The sequence below is a fragment of the Sellimonas sp. genome, from assembly GCF_047234585.1.
Classification (GTDB): domain Bacteria; phylum Bacillota; class Clostridia; order Lachnospirales; family Lachnospiraceae; genus Sellimonas; species Sellimonas caecigallum.
This window is the reverse complement of the sequence record NZ_JBKSWG010000023.1, coordinates 1-16,970: the sequence shown is the minus strand read 5'-3', so window position 1 is coordinate 16,970 and position 16,970 is coordinate 1. Positions and strand designations below refer to the sequence as shown.

At 43.3% G+C, this 16,970-nt stretch carries 13 protein-coding genes and 1 riboswitch; all 13 genes read right to left on the bottom strand.

The features are described 5' to 3' along the window. Positions 1–2 precede the first annotated feature (2 nt). Positions 3–1,157, bottom strand: coding sequence for a glycine/sarcosine/betaine reductase complex component C subunit alpha (gene grdD / locus ACLROL_RS09655; protein WP_087202460.1), 1,155 nt, complete (start codon positions 1,155–1,157; stop codon positions 3–5). A 13-nt stretch (positions 1,158–1,170) separates the two neighbouring features. Then, positions 1,171–2,703, bottom strand: a complete 1,533-nt coding sequence (gene grdC, locus ACLROL_RS09650; protein WP_087202462.1) for a glycine/sarcosine/betaine reductase complex component C subunit beta — start codon at positions 2,701–2,703, stop codon at positions 1,171–1,173. Positions 2,704–2,791: 88 nt separating this feature from the next. After that, positions 2,792–3,265 (bottom strand): glycine/sarcosine/betaine reductase complex selenoprotein A, encoded by a 474-nt coding sequence (gene grdA / locus ACLROL_RS09645; protein WP_087202464.1) that lies wholly within the window; start codon positions 3,263–3,265, stop codon positions 2,792–2,794. A gap of 118 nt (positions 3,266–3,383) precedes the next feature. After that, complete coding sequence (gene trxA, locus ACLROL_RS09640; RefSeq protein ID WP_087202465.1) at positions 3,384–3,704, bottom strand: thioredoxin TrxA; 321 nt, start codon at positions 3,702–3,704, stop codon at positions 3,384–3,386. Between the two features lie 26 nt (positions 3,705–3,730). Beyond that, positions 3,731–4,669 (bottom strand): thioredoxin-disulfide reductase, encoded by a 939-nt coding sequence (gene trxB, locus ACLROL_RS09635; RefSeq protein ID WP_087202467.1) that lies wholly within the window; start codon positions 4,667–4,669, stop codon positions 3,731–3,733. 106 nt (positions 4,670–4,775) lie between these two features. Further along, a complete protein-coding gene (gene grdB / locus ACLROL_RS09630) occupies positions 4,776–6,083 on the bottom strand; it encodes a glycine reductase complex selenoprotein B (protein ID WP_087202469.1) in 1,308 nt (435 codons plus the stop codon). 18 nt (positions 6,084–6,101) lie between these two features. After that, complete coding sequence (locus tag ACLROL_RS09625) at positions 6,102–7,382, bottom strand: glycine/sarcosine/betaine reductase component B subunit (protein ID WP_162607730.1); 1,281 nt, start codon at positions 7,380–7,382, stop codon at positions 6,102–6,104. Positions 7,383–7,451: 69 nt separating this feature from the next. Beyond that, positions 7,452–7,835, bottom strand: coding sequence for a GrdX family protein (locus ACLROL_RS09620; protein ID WP_087202471.1), 384 nt, complete (start codon positions 7,833–7,835; stop codon positions 7,452–7,454). A gap of 113 nt (positions 7,836–7,948) precedes the next feature. Next, positions 7,949–8,047: riboswitch (glycine riboswitch) on the bottom strand. A gap of 150 nt (positions 8,048–8,197) precedes the next feature. Continuing rightward, entirely contained in the window at positions 8,198–9,610 is a 1,413-nt protein-coding gene (locus ACLROL_RS09615; RefSeq protein ID WP_087202473.1) for an alanine/glycine:cation symporter family protein, read from the bottom strand. Between the two features lie 286 nt (positions 9,611–9,896). Next, positions 9,897–11,327 (bottom strand): adenylosuccinate lyase, encoded by a 1,431-nt coding sequence (purB, locus tag ACLROL_RS09610; protein ID WP_330620601.1) that lies wholly within the window; start codon positions 11,325–11,327, stop codon positions 9,897–9,899. Between the two features lie 84 nt (positions 11,328–11,411). Then, entirely contained in the window at positions 11,412–12,173 is a 762-nt protein-coding gene (locus ACLROL_RS09605) for a hypothetical protein (protein ID WP_087202475.1), read from the bottom strand. Then, entirely contained in the window at positions 12,148–13,440 is a 1,293-nt protein-coding gene (locus ACLROL_RS09600) for a DUF5716 family protein (protein ID WP_221920095.1), read from the bottom strand. The genes ACLROL_RS09605 and ACLROL_RS09600 overlap by 26 nt, the downstream gene beginning before the upstream one ends. Before the next feature lie 15 nt (positions 13,441–13,455). Then, entirely contained in the window at positions 13,456–16,761 is a 3,306-nt protein-coding gene (locus ACLROL_RS09595) for a DUF5717 family protein (protein ID WP_413067745.1), read from the bottom strand. Positions 16,762–16,970 lie beyond the last annotated feature (209 nt).

The window sequence follows — 16,970 nt, the reverse complement described above, 5'->3', positions numbered from 1 at the left end:
GATTAGTTGATATATCCAGCTTTCTTTAATTCTTCTTCTGCTTTGGAAAGGTTTGCTTCAGATACACGAATGATCGGTCCTGTACATCCCATTCCGCTTTCAGCATAGATATTGATCTTCCAAAGTACACGTACCGCATCATCAAGATCCATAACTTCGATACCTGCAATCTGTGCTGTCACGATTTCCTTTGGAGGTTCTTTTACTTCTTCTTCAGCTGCAGCCGGTTTTGCAACCGTCTTATATGCAGCCAGAACTTCACTGAATCCAGCTTTCTTTACTTCTGCGAATTCTGCTTTTGCCACTTCAAACACCTTGTTGCGAACAAGTTCTGCAGCATAGCAAATTGCATTTGCTATGACCGGTGCTCCGGAAGCACGGGAGACGATCATAACTAATTCTTCGTAGCCTTCGCCGATTCCAGGTCCGTATCCGTAACCTGTTGCTTCAAAACTTCCTCCAGTGTTGAAAGAAGAAAGCATCTTTACAAGAATGTTTCCTGTCAGGGAATCCGTTACAAGGATATCCGGAGATGCCTGAAGCACATCATTTCCACGCATTACACATCCGCCGTCCGCACGTCCGGATTCAGCGAATTCAATATCATAACCTTTTTCTTTCAGTTCTTTCAGGGCTTTTTCTGTCTGACGGGCACCATCCACATTCAAAATACCTACTGTAGGTTTTTTGATTCCGCATGCCTTTGCTGTGATTACCCCGTAAACAGCATTTTTGATCATTCCTTCGATACGATCTGTACTGGATGTACCAGTCGTATTTGCGATGAACATTTCTTTGCCCCTTGCTGGTGTAACAACGCGTCCTACTGTTGACACGCCGATCGGGAATGGGAAATGCATTGTTACAGCTCCGTCTACTTCCTTATTTTTCAGCATGTCTTCCATCTTTTTATGGCCTTCTTCATCGTCAGCCACTTTGATCGTTGTTACTCCTTCTGCTTCCAGTGTACCGATGTAGTATACATCAACACCCTGTTTTGCAGCCATTACCGCTGCCTGCATGGAATTTTCTTCGCCATGTTCGCTTCCCATTCCGGTAAGAGCGATCTTCGGGCGCTTTCCATACTGTCCGCTTTCCAGACCCTGCGCCATTTCCATGAAGGTAGAGGCAATCATTTTTTCGATACTACTTGCCATTTTCTCCACCTCACTATTCTGCCATCAGAGTTTCAGCGAATTCTTTCATTGCTTTTGCGATCAGGCCTTTTACTTCTTCTTCAGATACTGTTCCGGCAGCATCGTTTCCTTCGTTTGCCTGGATCACAAAAGATACACCATCGAACAGGTTTGTCATACGTCCAAGGAAGAGACTTCCTTTACCGATGATCATTGCTTTCTTAATGTTTCCAGCCAGGATATCTTCACGTGCAACTCCGATGTACGGAACACCTGAAGGAATATGTCCCTGTGTCGGAGCCCATCCTGTAAGTCCGTGTTTCTGAATGAAATCCGGGAGTTCTTTTCTGTCGATATCACCGCGTTTTACTGCGAGAGCACCGATCATCTTGTAGTTAGCAAGCGGAACATCTCCTGCTCCAGCCGGTTTTGTGATATCCGGATTCTGCATTTCCGGTGAGAATTTATCGATATCTGTTACTTTCCAGCCTACTCTGTCAAGAGGATCTGTAACAAGACTTCCGATTACAGCCTGCGGAGCAGATCCTGTACCTACTGTATGACGTCCAAGTACATCCAGGTTGATTTCCGGGTTTACTCCGTCATTTTCAGAGATAACTACTGCGAATCCACCAAGGCAGTCTTCCAGGATCGGAAGGCCTTTCTTTACGTGGTCTTTACCGTTCATACCTAATTTTGCTGTACATCCTCCAGCAGTTACGACAACTGTCTTGTAAGCACCAGATTTTACGAGTGCAGCTGCTTCGATCAGAGCGTGTGTAGGTCCGGCACAGAATCCTCTGGAGTCAGAACCTGTAGCAGACACGAGTCCAGCTACTTCTGCGGCAGCTTTTGCGAAGTTACCGCCACCTCTCTGGTTCATATCTCCACATGCTTCTTCTGCACAGTCGATTACGTATTCTACGTCTTCTTTATTGATACCTGCATTTCTTACGGCATATAAAAGAGCAAGTACGCTGGAAGCTTTGCTCATCAGGTTTTCATGCATTACATGAGCGGAAAGGTTTACGTCGATATCATGAGCTGTTCTCACACATCCAACAAGCTCATTGTTGTGATATAATCCTTCTGCATGTTCATTTTCGATAAAATGCTTAATTTCATCAAGTTCATATCCTTCTTCAATCTTGGAGACGATATCTTCCGTGATGATCGGATCTGCAGCAAATGCATCTTTATGTGCACTTACGAAATTCTTGTCCAGTTTTACAACTTCGAACATGTCGCAAGCCTGAACTAAAAGAAGGAATTCTTCTTCAGGCATAATTTCGCCGTATTTTCCGTATCTTTCTGCTCCTTCTTTTTTCTTATCAAAATAAGGGAATTCTACCTGTGCCAGTTCATCCGGATGGGCATTTCCGATGTATACCTGGTTCGGCCAATAATTTACGCAATCTTCATAAGAGCGAAGATGGCCTCTTAATTCTTTCAAATATTCTGATTCCGGATTAACAACTCTTTCTGTTGTCTGTGTTGTTCCGTTGTATACTACCATTTCAGGAGTATGTACTAATACATAGCTTGCTCCTTTGATTACACTGTTCATTGTTAGTGTCCACCCTTTCTTTGAAGATAAAAGGCGGCGGACTCATTCCGCCCACCGCCTCATGGAATCCGAAATCTTCAGATTCTTCTTATAAGTATTTGCAGAATTCGTCACGGATAGCGGACATTTCGCTGACGATATCATCAACGTCCAGTACCATTTCCATCATTCCTACCTGTTCATCATAAACAGCTTCATCAAACTCTGCTTTTAATTCTGGTTCACATACGTGATATGTCGTGAGTCCAAGCTGGACCCCTGTCAATGGACCTGCGAATGTCGGGTCACCTGCTGTTACAGTTTCAGCTGCAAGACCAGCAGCTTCACCTTCAGCAGCACCAAGTACTACTACAAGGTTTTCTGCGCCGAATTCATCTGCGAATTCTTTAACCCTCTTCTGATTCTCAAGATCCATTGCGCCTGCGCTCGTTCAGACGAAACATTCTGTTGAAGAAAAAACAATTTCTCCTCCGGCTGTCTTTACGCATTCTGCGATAGCCGGTCCCGGAACACCATCACGGTCGCCAATAATAATGACTTTTTTACCTTCTAAAATTGCCATGATGTTTTTCCTCCTTCCCTTCATTTTAATAATATATGTTTTCAGATACTTTTATCCGAGGACACTGGCATGCCCTCCGTAAAGCCCATAGGGCAATTACGCATTGTTATGCTTTTCCTTAAGCGTAGTATTTTTTGATCATTTCTTCTACTGCTTCCGGAGTAGCGTCTTCTTTAACCAGTTCTTCTACCTTTTCGCCGCCTTTGTAGATAGCGATAACCGGAAGACCTAAGATCTTCTGTCCGATAGCAAGACGACGTGCTTTTGTTGTGTTTAAGGATGTGAATTTGATCTTATCGCCGTATTTTTCAGCGTATGCATGAATGTGCGGCATCAGAGCCTGACACGGAACGCATCCGTCTCCGAAAAAGTCAACTAAAACATATCCTTCAGCTTCCAGAACTTCTGGTCCAAATGTATTCTTATCTACTTCTAACATTGTTAAAAACTCCTCCTTATAAAAGATTATTCGTTAATATATTTTTCTGCCTGTGTAGCAGCGATCGCTCCGTCTGCAGCTGCTGTTACAACCTGGCGTAAGCTCTTGATACGTACATCTCCGGCAACAAATACACCTGGGATGTTTGTGTGCATATTTTCATCGCCTTTGATATATCCTCTTTCATCCATGTCGATGATTCCTTCGAAAATTTTGGAATTCGGGATTGTTCCGATAAATCCAAACACACCGAACATTCCGTCTTCTTCGTCAGCTTCAATCGTTGTAAGTTCGCCTGTCTTCACGTTCTTAACAACCATGGAAGAAAGAATTCCGTCTCCGTCGAGTTCTTCTACTACTGTATCCCATAAGAAATGGAGTTTGTCATTTTTAAACGCTTTTTCCTGAATGGACTTCGCTGCACGAAGTTCGTCACGTCTGTGGATAATTGTGACTTTTCTTGCGAATTTTGTCAGATACATAGCTTCCTCAACAGCAGAATCTCCGCCGCCGACTACAAACACTTCGAAGTCTTCAAAGAAGTTTGCATCGCATGTTGCGCAATAGGAAACACCTTTGCCCATAAATTCTTTTTCGCCTTTACATCCAATCGGACGTGCAAAAGCACCTGTTGCGATAATAACTGTCTTTCCAAGATATTCTGCCTTGGCACTTTTCAGTTTCTTTACTTCGCCTTCCAGCTCAACAGAATTGATTACATCTGTCACTCTTTCAGCTCCGAATTTTTCAACCTGTTCTGTCATTCTCGCAATTAAAGAAGGTCCGCTTTCACCTTCTACAATCTGTCCCGGATAGTTTTCGATTTCATCCGTGATTGCAATCTGTCCGCCGTCTTTACCTTTTTCGATGATGAGGGTAGACAGACGGCTTCTTCCTGCATACAGTCCTGCAGCCAAACCTGCCGGTCCTGCTCCCAGGATAATTACGTCATAAATTTTGCTCATAACGCTTTACTCCTTCTTTCTTTTTAGTCTTTATCTTCAGCATACAGGCAGGGGTTCCGCCTGTATGCCTATTTCCACATGACGTCAGAAAAGAGTCCTCTTTGGCTTAGTTATCGAAGATTGTCTGATCTTCTACTTCTGTAGTCAAAGCATTCAGTGCTTTTTCTACGATGCCTTTACGAAGCTCGTATTCTTCTTCTTTTGTAAGTGCCGGATTACCAAGCGGATGAGGGATGGCAATAGCCGGTACGATTCTGTTGGCACCAACTGTCATGGAGATTGGTGTTACAGTACAGATATGAACAACCGGAAGTCCAGCTGCTTCGATACCTTTAACGAGCGTTGCACCGCAACGCGTACAGGTACCTCATGTAGAGGTTAAGATAACTGCATCTACTCCGTCTGCTTTCATCTTCGGAGCAAATTCTTCAGCAAATGCTTTCGCAGAAGCAACGGCTGTTCCGTTACCTACTGTTGTATAGAATTTGTCATACAGTTTTCCGATCTTTCCTTCTTTTTCCATTTCACGGAGAACGTCTACCGGAAGTACGCGGTCTGCATCTTCGTTTGCATATACCGGGTCATATCCACCGTGAGCTGTTTCAAATGTTTCTTCTGTAAGATCATCCACACCAGCGATGCTGTATTCGCCGTATTTGGAAGCGTTGGAGCTTTCGATGTGGTCCGGATTTCCTTTCGGTACGATACCGCCAGATGTAACAAGAGCGATCGTAGCTTTGGAGAGATCTTTTACAGCCGGGTTCGGAGCAACTCTGTCGAATGTCGGCATCGGGTACTCTGTCTCGAACGGCTTGTCTGCTAATTTCTTAAGAAGCATCTTAACAGCACGTTTGGATCCTCTTTCTTCTTCGAAGAAGTTCACACGAACACCATTCGGCATATATCCTTCCTGGCAGGAAGCGCCGATTGCTTCTTTCTTAGCAAGTTTGAGAGCTAATGGAGCCATCTTGGAAACCGCGCCTCTCATACCTGCTGCAGAGTTCTTTGTAGATACTGTGTAGACTTTGTTCTTGAACATGTCTGCACCTGGGTTTTCTGTATACATACCTGTAACAGCCGGAATACCAAGTTCTTCCTGAACTGCGTCGCAGATTGTTCCACATGCCACTCCGTAACGTCCAGCGTTGAATGCCGGTCCAGCTACGAATACGTCCGGGCTGTATTTCTTTACAACTTCAAGAATTTCAGCTTTTGCTTTGTCAAGGTTTTCGTTGAAATAAGAGTCACCGCAGATGATTGTTGCAACGATTTCTGCTTCTTCTCCGAATGCCTGTTTAAATGCCATACCTGGTCCGACAACTTCGCCTTCGCGAACTTCTACCGGGTAATCAGCTTTTTCTTCTCCACCAATATTAGCGAAGAACTGATTGATATAATGAACTACTTTTAACATCCTTTTCTTCCTCCTTCACTATCTGGCGCTTAAGTAACCAAATCCTGTTTCGTTTGTTGCACCTGTAATTGCCTGGATTTCTACTTCGATCGTTCCGTCTTCACGTAAGCTGTGTTCGTTACCACCAGCGATCGTGTTTACATAATCCAGTGTTCCGATGACTTTGTCAAGTTTCGGAAGTACGATTACCTGGTTTGCATTACCACCTGTTACAACAGCGTCAGCGGCTGCATCAGCGTCAGCAAGTGACTGGGATTTTCCATCGCGTCCTGCATATTCGTCTGTGATGATGACAGTCTTCACACCTTCTGCTTCGATCTTCTTGCAGTTCATGATAAGGTCTGTATCCGGGTTACCGAATCCTTCCTGAGATACGATGACAGCATCCAGATCAAGAAGACGGCAAAGTTTTGCTGTCCAGTCTGAGGAGCGCTGTTTATCTGCAAGATAAACGTTTTCGTTTGTAAGAATCTGACATACAAAGTTGATTGTCTTTCCATGTTCTTCGAACAGATCGTGAACAACCGGATTGTTTTCGTGAACATATGTAGGGTTCTTATCACATGCAGATACACAGTTACCGGAAACGATTGCTCCGTCCATTACTTCTGTCGGATTGATGATCGTAGAAAGAGTTTTCTTTGCATCCACTCCGTAAACATATGTATCATGCAGAAGTCCCTGACTCTGAAGCATCTGAACATATGCTACTCTCGGAAGTCCCGGAAGTTTTTCCATTCCTTCTTTGATTCCGTATGTTTCGTATACTTTTGTTTCATCCGGTGTGAGATTTCTTGCAAGTTCTCCAAGATATACAGCTACACGGAAACCAGCAAAGCGAACTGCTTTTTCATAGTCGTGCTGTTTGATTCCTTCAACCGGTTCACATACAACAACAAGGTTATTCAGTTTGGAGAATGGTGTGTAGTCTGCTCCAGGACCTGTCATATCAATGATACCTTCCTGGAATCCGACGATCTTACCTGCTGTAACAACAGCCATTCCTTTTAACGCATATGTTTTTCCTTCTCCTACTGTGTCAACTTTAGAGATAACGCCCGGGAAAACTCCTCCTCTTCCTTCTACTTTGACACGAGGTTCAATAACATCTTTAACCGGAGTGATTCTTACACTTTCTCCTGGTCTTGCGATATCAAATTTTACACTTGCAATGTGCTCGTCCTCAAGGACAACTTCTTTTACAGCTTCTTCGGATACATAAAGAACACCGTCTTCAATTTTGGATTCAGCACCAAACTGGATGTCCTTAATAAAAATGTGACCCACTTCTAATTTCACTGTAATTCCCTCCTTCTAAAATGTGAATTGTATGCCCCAAAGTACACCTTGTACTTTATAGCCGTTGTCTTACCACGCTTCCGCTGACGGGAGCGCGCTGGATATCAGTGTATAATCAATCAGTCTGAAATCCTCATAAACCTGCGGTTTGTATTTATCCGACTTAAACTCGAACTTTTTGCAGGCTGCAATCGCATTTTCAATAATTTTCATTCCATCCGGATCTGCCCCGCTCTTAGAAACCGATACCATGACCGATTTGTAAGGCGTCTCATTTGGTTTTACGCTTCCGGATAACGGATGGGTAAGGAGACGATACCCCTTGTACACCTCATCTCTGACTTTTTCCAAAACATCTTCATAGGAAATTTCATAATATTCCACTTGATACTCATCCCCAAGTTTTTCCAGGACAAGCGGATTGTTTGTAATGATTCTAAAATCTTTCTTCATACTCTCTTCCTGTAAAAAAGGCGGCTTTGGTTCCGCAAACTGCTGAACTCAAGGCCGCCCTTCTGTCTTATGTACGTTCTGATTTAATGAAACTATACATGATTCAGAGTGTGGTCCTTTCCCCGATCCTTTTGCCTGAAAGTTTCACCTTTTCATACAAAGGCTTGCATCTTCGGCGGTTCTTGAAGTGAACTCTCTCGCAGGAAAAATCATCCCACTATTCATTTTTTATAATCATATGTGTCCTTCACAAATCTGTTTAAAGTATATCATAATTATTTATAGATTGCCAGCTTTTTATCAAAATTGCACATAGTTTTTTTCTATAAGTAATCACGCCTCGTCATACTGATTGCTTAGACTTACTTACTTTTCTTTTTCTGTAACTCCGGATGCTTCGGCAGGAAGTTCTTAAAGTAGTCATCATGAACTTTCTTGATCATACCGCTAAGAGCAAACAGAGCAATAATATTCGGTACAACCATCATACTGTTGAAGCAGTCTGCCATATTCCATACAAGGTCTACCTGTGCAAGTGATCCGAGCACTACACAGACGCACACAAGCACTGCATAAATCGGAACCGCTTTTGGTCCAAACAGATATTTGATGTTTGCTTCGCCAAAGAAATACCATCCAATGATCGTGGAGGATGCGAAGAAGAACATACAGATCGCTATAAAGATCTCTCCAAATTTCCCATACACCAGAGAATAAGCAAACTGGCTCAGTTCGGCTCCAGTGTAACCTCCATCGACAACAGCGTATGATTCCGGAAGTGCACGTGTCGTCACGATAACAAGCGCTGTCATTGTTAAAACGATGAATGTATCGATAAATACACCAGTCATGGCTACAAATCCCTGTTGTACTGGATGATCTACTTTTGCAACTGCGTGTGCGTGCGGAGTGGAACCCATACCAGCTTCGTTGGAGAAAAGACCTCTTGCAACACCTTTTGTGATGGCAAGTTTGATCGTTGCTCCGACAGCTCCTCCGGCAATTGATTGCGGTGCGAATGCTCCCACGAAAATTTCATAGAAAGCTGTCGGGATATTTCTCCAGTTGTAGATGATGATGATCAGGGAACCAACAATGTATAATGCTGCCATGATCGGAACCATCCATTCTGTTACCTTCGCGATTCTCTTCATACCGCCTGTGAAGATGAACAGGCAGACAACAGCTACAACAGCACCTGTGATCCACTGCGGAATGCCAAATGCTGTGTGGAAGGAAGATGCGATAGAGTTAGACTGTACTGCATTTCCCATGAATCCAAGGGCAAAGATCAGAAGCACCGCAAAAATGGCCGCAAGTACTTTTCCGAACGTACCTTTAAAAGCTGCACGGATATAGTATACCGGACCTCCGGTTACTACTCCATCGGAACCTACTTTTTTGTATTTCTGTGCCATGATAGCTTCACAGTAGATCGTTGCCATTCCAAGGAATGCAGCAACCCACATCCAGAAAATCGCGCCAGGTCCACCGATTGCGATCGCCGTTGCAGCCCCTGCAATATTTCCTGTACCTACCTGTGCAGCGATTGCCGTTGCAAGCGCCTGGAAAGAACTCATACCGTCTTTTCCAGCTTCGCCTTTTTTAGAAAAGAGACCGCCGAATGTTCTCCTCATTCCTTCTGTGAAGCCACGAACCTGGATAAAACCAGTTCGGATAGAGAACCAGATGCCTCCAAAAACAAGCGCTACGATCAGGATGTAGTTTGAAAGATAATTTTGAATTGTAAGTACGATATTATTTAACGTATCCACAACAATCCCTCCTTTTCCTATAGATGTTTTGAATATTTATTCCTGACGTATTAATGATACCACTTTTTCATCTATTTCACAAGAATCTTTCGAATTTCATATGTATTTTGTTGGAATTGCACAATTTTATCCTGTAACATATTTGTAAAAAATAAAACAAGCCCGGAAACGCCCTGTTATCGGGCATCCGCGCCTGTTTTACTTATTCAAATCTTTGCAACATATTTTTCTTTTATGCAATTTGCTATTTTTTTATCAATTTGTTCTGTGACACGTCCGCGATGCATTATACATTGATCTCTGCTTTCATTCCAAGTGTGTCTTTGTACTTGTCAAGAACCGGATTTACAACCTTTGATAGGAATGCATCCACCTGTTCTTTGGAGCGGCCAGTGTATCTTGCAGGATCCATGGTCTTTTTCAATTCATCCAGGCTGAGGTTAAATGCAGGGTCGGCAGCGATAAGCTCCAGAAGGTTATTGTCAAGACCTTTTTCTTTCACATTGCGGCCCGCTTCCATGGAAAGCTCTCGAATTCTTTCATGAAGTTCCTGTCTGTCTCCCCCCGCCTTCACTGCATCCATCATGATATTTTCCGTAGCCATAAACGGAAGTTCAGACATAAGACGTTTTTCAATTACCTTCGGATAAACAACGAGACCATCTACAACGTTCAGACAAAGATCCAGAATACCATCGATGGCAAGGAAGCCTTCCGGGACAGAAAGACGCTTGTTCGCGGAATCGTCCAACGTTCTTTCAAACCACTGAGTCGCGGATGTGATAGCCGGGTTCAGTGCATCAACCATGACATAACGGGATAAGGATGCAATCCGTTCACTTCTCATCGGATTTCTCTTGTAAGCCATCGCCGAAGAACCAATCTGTGTTTTTTCAAACGGTTCTTCTACTTCTTTCAGATGCTGAAGGAGCCGAATGTCATTGGACATCTTATGAGCGCTGGCGGCAATTCCTGCAAGGACATTCAGCACTCTTGTATCCACTTTTCTCGAATATGTCTGTCCCGATACCGGATAACATGCTTTGAATCCCATCTTCTCAGCGATCATCGGATCAATCTTGTCAATCGTCTCCTGATCACCCTCAAAAAGTTCCAGAAAGCTTGCCTGCGTTCCTGTCGTACCTTTTGATCCGAGAAGCTTAAGCGTTCCACTGACATATTCCAGATCTTCGAGATCCATCAGAAATTCCTGAAGCCAAAGTGTCGCTCTTTTCCCCACTGTCGTTGGCTGTGCCGGCTGGAAATGAGTAAATGCAAGTGTCGGCTGCGCCTTGTATGTGTCCGCAAATTTGGCAAGTTCTGCGATAACATTGACCAGTTTCTTTTTCACAAGCTTCAGCGCTTCAGACATAACGATAATATCTGTGTTGTCTCCCACGTAACAGGAAGTCGCTCCCAGATGAATGATTCCTTTAGCTTTCGGGCACTGCTGTCCATAAGCGTAAACATGGGACATAACATCATGGCGTACAATCTTCTCTCTTTCTTTTGCCACGTCATAATTGATATCATCAGCGTGCGCTTTCAGCTCTTCAATCTGTTCTTCTGTGATCGGAAGACCAAGTTCTTTTTCTGTTTCTGCCAGTGCAATCCAGAGTTTTCTCCATGTGCGAAATTTCATATCCGGAGAAAAAATGTACTGCATTTCTTTACTTGCATATCTTTCTGATAATGGGCTTTGATATTTGTCGTTCACTGTTTCCGTACTCCTTTTCTTAATTAAACTCGTTTTGTGCATCCCTACTATACTACACTCAAAAGCGAAAAGCAATGTTTTCTCTTACTGATACCTGCGGTACTGGCGTTTCCATTTTTCCAAAAGTGTTCTGTCGCCGGATGACTTCTGCTCTCTTTCTGTTTCATTTTCCTTATTTTCAATCTCTTCTGCCGCAGACAGATACATCTCATTTGTCAAAATCAGATCCTGATAATCCTCTTCTGTCATATAGCGTGAACATGCATACAAATATGCCCGGAGCATCGTTTCGTCTCCACAAATCTTATATGCCTGCTCGTACATAGCAGCAGATTCCTTATAAAGAAATTCTCTGCCGTAGGCCGCTCCCAGGCAGCCGTAAACTTTTCCATAAAACCTCTCCATCGTCTCATCCCTCTTCTCCTGAAGGATTGACAGATAAACAAGGATAGCGGCCTCACATTCTCCACTCTCCAGAAGGTTGTCGGCTTTATACTTCCTGCGCTCAATTTCCTTTTGGTTTTTCAGACGATCCAGCACATTCTGTATATGTTCCATCTCCTGTTTGGTGTAGATCTTGGCATATCCGAGAATCTTCAAGACAAACTGTTCAATGGTTCCATGGCGCTGCATCAGTTCCAGAAGCTCTTTTGCCAGATCTTTCATATCAAGTTCCAGATACAGCCATTCGCAGATCTTCTCATTCATGATCGTATAATCGATCAGATAAAGGTTGTTGCAAAGATAGTAGCACAACTCTTCTATCGTATAAATTTTCCTGTGAATTCTCGTAATCTCATAAGGCTGTTCGGCCTTCTTTTTACGACAAAGAATTAAACTGCCCATTTGTCCCTCCCAGATATATCGTTTTTTCCGTCCGAAAGTCCGTTGCCGGAAAGAATTCTCCAAATCCCGCATCCTCGAAAATCAAGCGGCATGTGCGTTCATTGTCAAACTGTGTCTGTACTCGCAGCTTCATGGAATATTCTTTCCGCTTCGGCATCCCGTCAAAAGAGACCGTCTCCACTCTCCACTGCCCGGTAACAAGTGATTCAATATGTATCTCAATGTCATCCGTATCTTCCAGAAGAACTTCCCAATGCTGATCGTTTTCATACCAGTGGGAACCGAAAGCCACTACCGGATACCAGACATCTTCTCCGTCAATCCTCATCTTCAGACAAATCTGTTCTGTCAGCTTTGTCTCATCGAGATACGTCGGAACATCGCTGTCTCCTGTCTGCTTTTTCAGCCCGCAGTAGCACGCCCCTTTGCTGTAAAGATTGTTTCCCATGAATGCTCTTCTTCCGTTGCAGAGCACTTTCTGCGAATGCGGATACCAGTTATTTTCAAACCCTTCCCCAGTAAGATAAACAGAGGAGACATGCTTTTTGTCAAATACCCCTTCGATGAAATGCTTAAAACGTTCATCCGCATTTTTAGCCTTATCAACATTCAGCACCGGATAAACTGCTCTTAGTTCTTCCATCTCTGCTTCCGCCACTTTTTCCACACTGATGAAGCTTTCCCGCTCTCTGCGATACTCTGTGTTGAGCTTTTTCAGCATATACGCCTCGATTTTATCTCTGTCACAGTAAAACAGCGCCGACTCATACTGCCACAATTCCTTAGGCTGATACAGCATGTAATAACAGAAACTTTCCTTGTAATCCATAGCATACACAGCATCTTTGTCAACACCGGCATTTACAGCGGCCTTTGTCAGGAGAGTCCTCACATCTTTATCGATCCAAGGTACCGCAAAGCTCAAATAAGAGATTTTCTTTTTCCGGAACGTCTGGAGCGTAAGCTCCACAAACTTCTGCAAAAGCCAGGAAGCTTCGTAAATTGTCCCGTCTTTTTCTACTTTTTCTTGCCGCAGTGCTTTTCCATACAGATCCGAGACGACCCATCCCTTCTCCATCATGGCAGCACGCTGTGCTTCCCGACCAAACATCCAGGCTTCTTTATAATGCCCCACCATCAGGGGGATCTGATAATTGTCTGCGGCCACTTCCAGTGTCTTTAATTCATGTTTATCTTCGTCGTAATAACTGATCTGACACCCTTTTTCATTTAGATCATATCCAATGATATAACCGTTTCTTTCCATCGTCTCTCCCCCTTTCTAATATAGCATAAAGAACTCCCTTGCCAGCTTCTCCTCCCGCATATACTCTGCCATAGCCTGATCAAGCGCTTCTTTTGTAAGTTCAGACATATCGTTAAGCCTTCCGTATGTTCCATAAGCCGGCACTTCCTTTTGTATACGATATTCTTTGAAATCTGATACGGACACGCTTCCATCCGCCCGCTGTTCTTTGAATCGATATTCCATCTTTTCATCCTCATAGAGAACGAACTCCATCACATGAATATCCTCATACACAGCAGGCATAATCTCTTTTTGATATACATGCTCTCTTTTGTCCGCCTTTTCATAGCATATCCGATATTCAATAAACACAAGGCTGTCTCTGTGAGCTCGGTATTCCAGTATGATCTTGTCATACAGCATAACCTCTCTCAGAAGATTTTCACTGTATTTAAGATAGAACGGAAATACAATCTGCTTTTCACAAAGTTCTATCAGAAACTGTTTTACCATCTCCTCCGATGCTTTTTCCGCATCATGTTCTGAATAGTATTTCAGATAAGCGATCTTACAGATATCCGGAAGTTCTTCTCCATTCTTTATTTCCGCTGCAACAATATCAAAAATGCACTCTTTCACAAGGCGATCGCGGAGCAGATACTCTCTGGATATATAAGCTAAGTAAGCGCGCTTCAACCTGAAATATGCTGTCCCTGCGCAGTAATCTGCAAAAATCTCTTCTTCCTGGAACAGATTTTCTGAAAAGATCATCTGAGTAATGATTCGTTCTGCAATCTTATCGGTTGCGATTTCTTGTTCCCGCGCTGCGTGCCAGATCTTTTTCATATCTCTTGTAGCGCCGCAATAATACATGGAAAGGTATGTAAGGCTTACTTTGTCATATAATCCTCTCCTGAACATCTCAAAGCAAAGATACAAAAGGAATTCCTCTTCATCGTATCCCTCTTCACGGATCTTTTTGGTCAGAAAGCGGAACGCATCTTCTTCATCGAACATTTCCAGTCCGTATTCCCGGATATTGGAAATGGTTAGCTCCGGCTTTTCCTCTACCTCTTCTTTGTTTTCCTTATCTTTCTGTTTTTGTTTTAAAAGTTCCATAAAACGCATCTCATAGAAAAGTCTGGTCGTCTCATATGGGATTGAATCTGTATAATGCCGACCATTCAAAGATTCCCACACGATCCTGGAATCTTTGTCATAGAGAAAGATTCTTGCTTTTCCATCTGCCACAGCTACTCTCTGATAAATGTCTCCGTCTTTTTCAATGACCATTACCGACTTCATAAAAGGCAGATTCGTCTTTACCTCATACGCGTGGCAAATGTCATTCATAGCATCTATTCTCTCCGGAGTCATGTCCTTCTCCGTACAGAATCGTTTATAGATAATGCGGAGCGCTTCGTTGATGTGTCTCTTCGTAAGCTGATCCCAGGCAAAGGACTCCATCTTATCCCTGTAAAATGTATAGATGTCGCTGCTCTCTTCCTGGAATTGAATAATGTTTGCGTAAAGAAATGCTGTCTTCTCATAAGTCAGGGTATTTCCATGCATGAAATAAAGGAGTACAGATTTCGGGAGCGGATCGCGTATCTTCCACTCATTGATCGTCATCATATAATATTCGTAAAGCTGTACGATTTTTATCTCCTGCTGTACAGCAAGCTCATACCACTTAAAACAATCCTCCTTGATCTGATTGCCCTTGATAAGCAGTGTACAGATAGCAGTGAGGATCATCGGATCCTTGTATTCATCGTAAAGGCGTTCCATCAAACGGAAAAGATGTCTGTCATATGCCTTTTGCTGACCCGCCAGGTTAGCCGTATAAAGAGCAAGTTCTCTTGTAAAAAGTCCATATCTGGATGCAAAATCAAGCACACGGATTTCAAACATGCCAAGTTTTTTAAGGGAGGAAACATTTTCTCGGTAACACTTAAATGCCTGGAAATAAAGAAGTGTGTTCCTCGACCGGTTGGCATAGAAGTGCTTTTCCAACGCTGCCAGCCGCCTTGTGATGTTTTTATATTCCGGATCAATATCACAGAGCATGCAGAGGACCCCCCACATATAAGGGCGCTTCAGATACACTTTTCTCAGCTCTTCTGCCACATGTCCGATCTGCCCTGCATTCTTTTTCAGAAGAACACTCAGATACAGATAGTAGGTACTTGTTTCCGGTTTTCTCGCCATATCAAACCGACTGTAACTGTAATTGTCAAGTATCTCCGCTGCCTGCTCCGATTGACCGCTCTCCAGATAAGCATTGGCTTTGATCAGAGAACAGAACTGAGAGTCTGCCCCCAAATTTTCCATCTGCCCGGCAAGCTGTACCGTATCTTCCGCCCAGCTGATGAGGTCGCTTTTCCCTGTGATAGTGGAAAAGTATCCTTTGATGATCTGAGAGAGGTAAAAAGTCTGTTCGTGCTTCGGAGTGTGAACCCCCTCCCGGCATGCCTCAATCTCATATACGATCTGTTCATACGGTGTGCGGAAAATGATCCTTCCGAAATTCTTTCCCGCATGCAGTGCATGCGGTGTGATAATATACGGAAAGCCGTATGTGTTGCCAAGAAAATCATCTGTAGAAAATTCTTTTCGGGATATCTGGATAAACCCACCTTCCGCAAAAACCTGAATCGGCATATAGCCCCATGTATTTTTTGTAATAATAATATTCTCCCGGATGGCTTCATTTGGGCAGTCAAATTTTTTGCCATATTCTGAAAGCGACAGAAAAAGACATTCTTTCTGTTTGATTCCTACGAGGAATTCCTCTACCGCCTGCTCGCCCAGAGACCATTTTCTCATATTATTGTAAAGAGCCACCACTCTTGGATTCTCATACCTTAATATCTCATAGAAACTCATAGACCGGAAAAGACGCTGCGCTTCCATAAAATCCTTCATAGCCAGGAGTTTAAAATCTTTCATATTCTGCACTTTTCCATGGGATGTCATCAAATACGGCCGCTCAATAACCGCTGTAAAGGAAAGCCGATACTCTCCGCCGTTGCAGACAACAGTTAAATACCCATTTTCGACATATCCCGGCTCCAGCCCTTTCGCATCGTACGTAAAAGAAATCTCTACCGAGCTTCCCTCGAATCCGCTTTCCTTTAATTTCATCCGGAACGAAGAAGTGTACACAAGACCTCTCACGACCGCATCGTTTTTACTCTCGATCGTAAAGCTCCCCTGATATACTTCTCCCTCTCCGATCAGAAGGATCAAATTTGTCTCTGAAAACCGAACATCCGGCTGTGTTTTCCGAAAATCTCCATTTGAAAATCGTTTTATCTTATTTTTCAAGCCTGCCACCTACTTCTTGCATTGCATTTTTTGCAAATCATACTATAATTGAAATTATATCATTATTCGACTTCATCTTGCAATCCCCGCAGGGAAATTTATCGATAAGGAGATTTTATTATGAAAACAACAAATCCATTTCACGGCAGCGATCTGGAAAAGATCGGGAGTTTGACAGTTGCATAATTAAAATAGTACGTGAAGGCCGCATAAAGCCT

Coding starts and splice junctions, on each gene's coding strand:
- grdD (WP_087202460.1), bottom strand. CDS start 1,157: ATGGCAAGTAGTATCGAAAAAATGATTGCCTCTACCTTCATGGAAATG.
- grdC (WP_087202462.1), bottom strand. CDS start 2,703: ATGAACAGTGTAATCAAAGGAGCAAGCTATGTATTAGTACATACTCCT.
- trxA (WP_087202465.1), bottom strand. CDS start 3,704: ATGTTAGAAGTAGATAAGAATACATTTGGACCAGAAGTTCTGGAAGCT.
- trxB (WP_087202467.1), bottom strand. CDS start 4,669: ATGAGCAAAATTTATGACGTAATTATCCTGGGAGCAGGACCGGCAGGT.
- ACLROL_RS09620 (WP_087202471.1), bottom strand. CDS start 7,835: ATGAAGAAAGATTTTAGAATCATTACAAACAATCCGCTTGTCCTGGAA.
- ACLROL_RS09605 (WP_087202475.1), bottom strand. CDS start 12,173: ATGGGCAGTTTAATTCTTTGTCGTAAAAAGAAGGCCGAACAGCCTTAT.
- ACLROL_RS09600 (WP_221920095.1), bottom strand. CDS start 13,440: ATGGAAAGAAACGGTTATATCATTGGATATGATCTAAATGAAAAAGGG.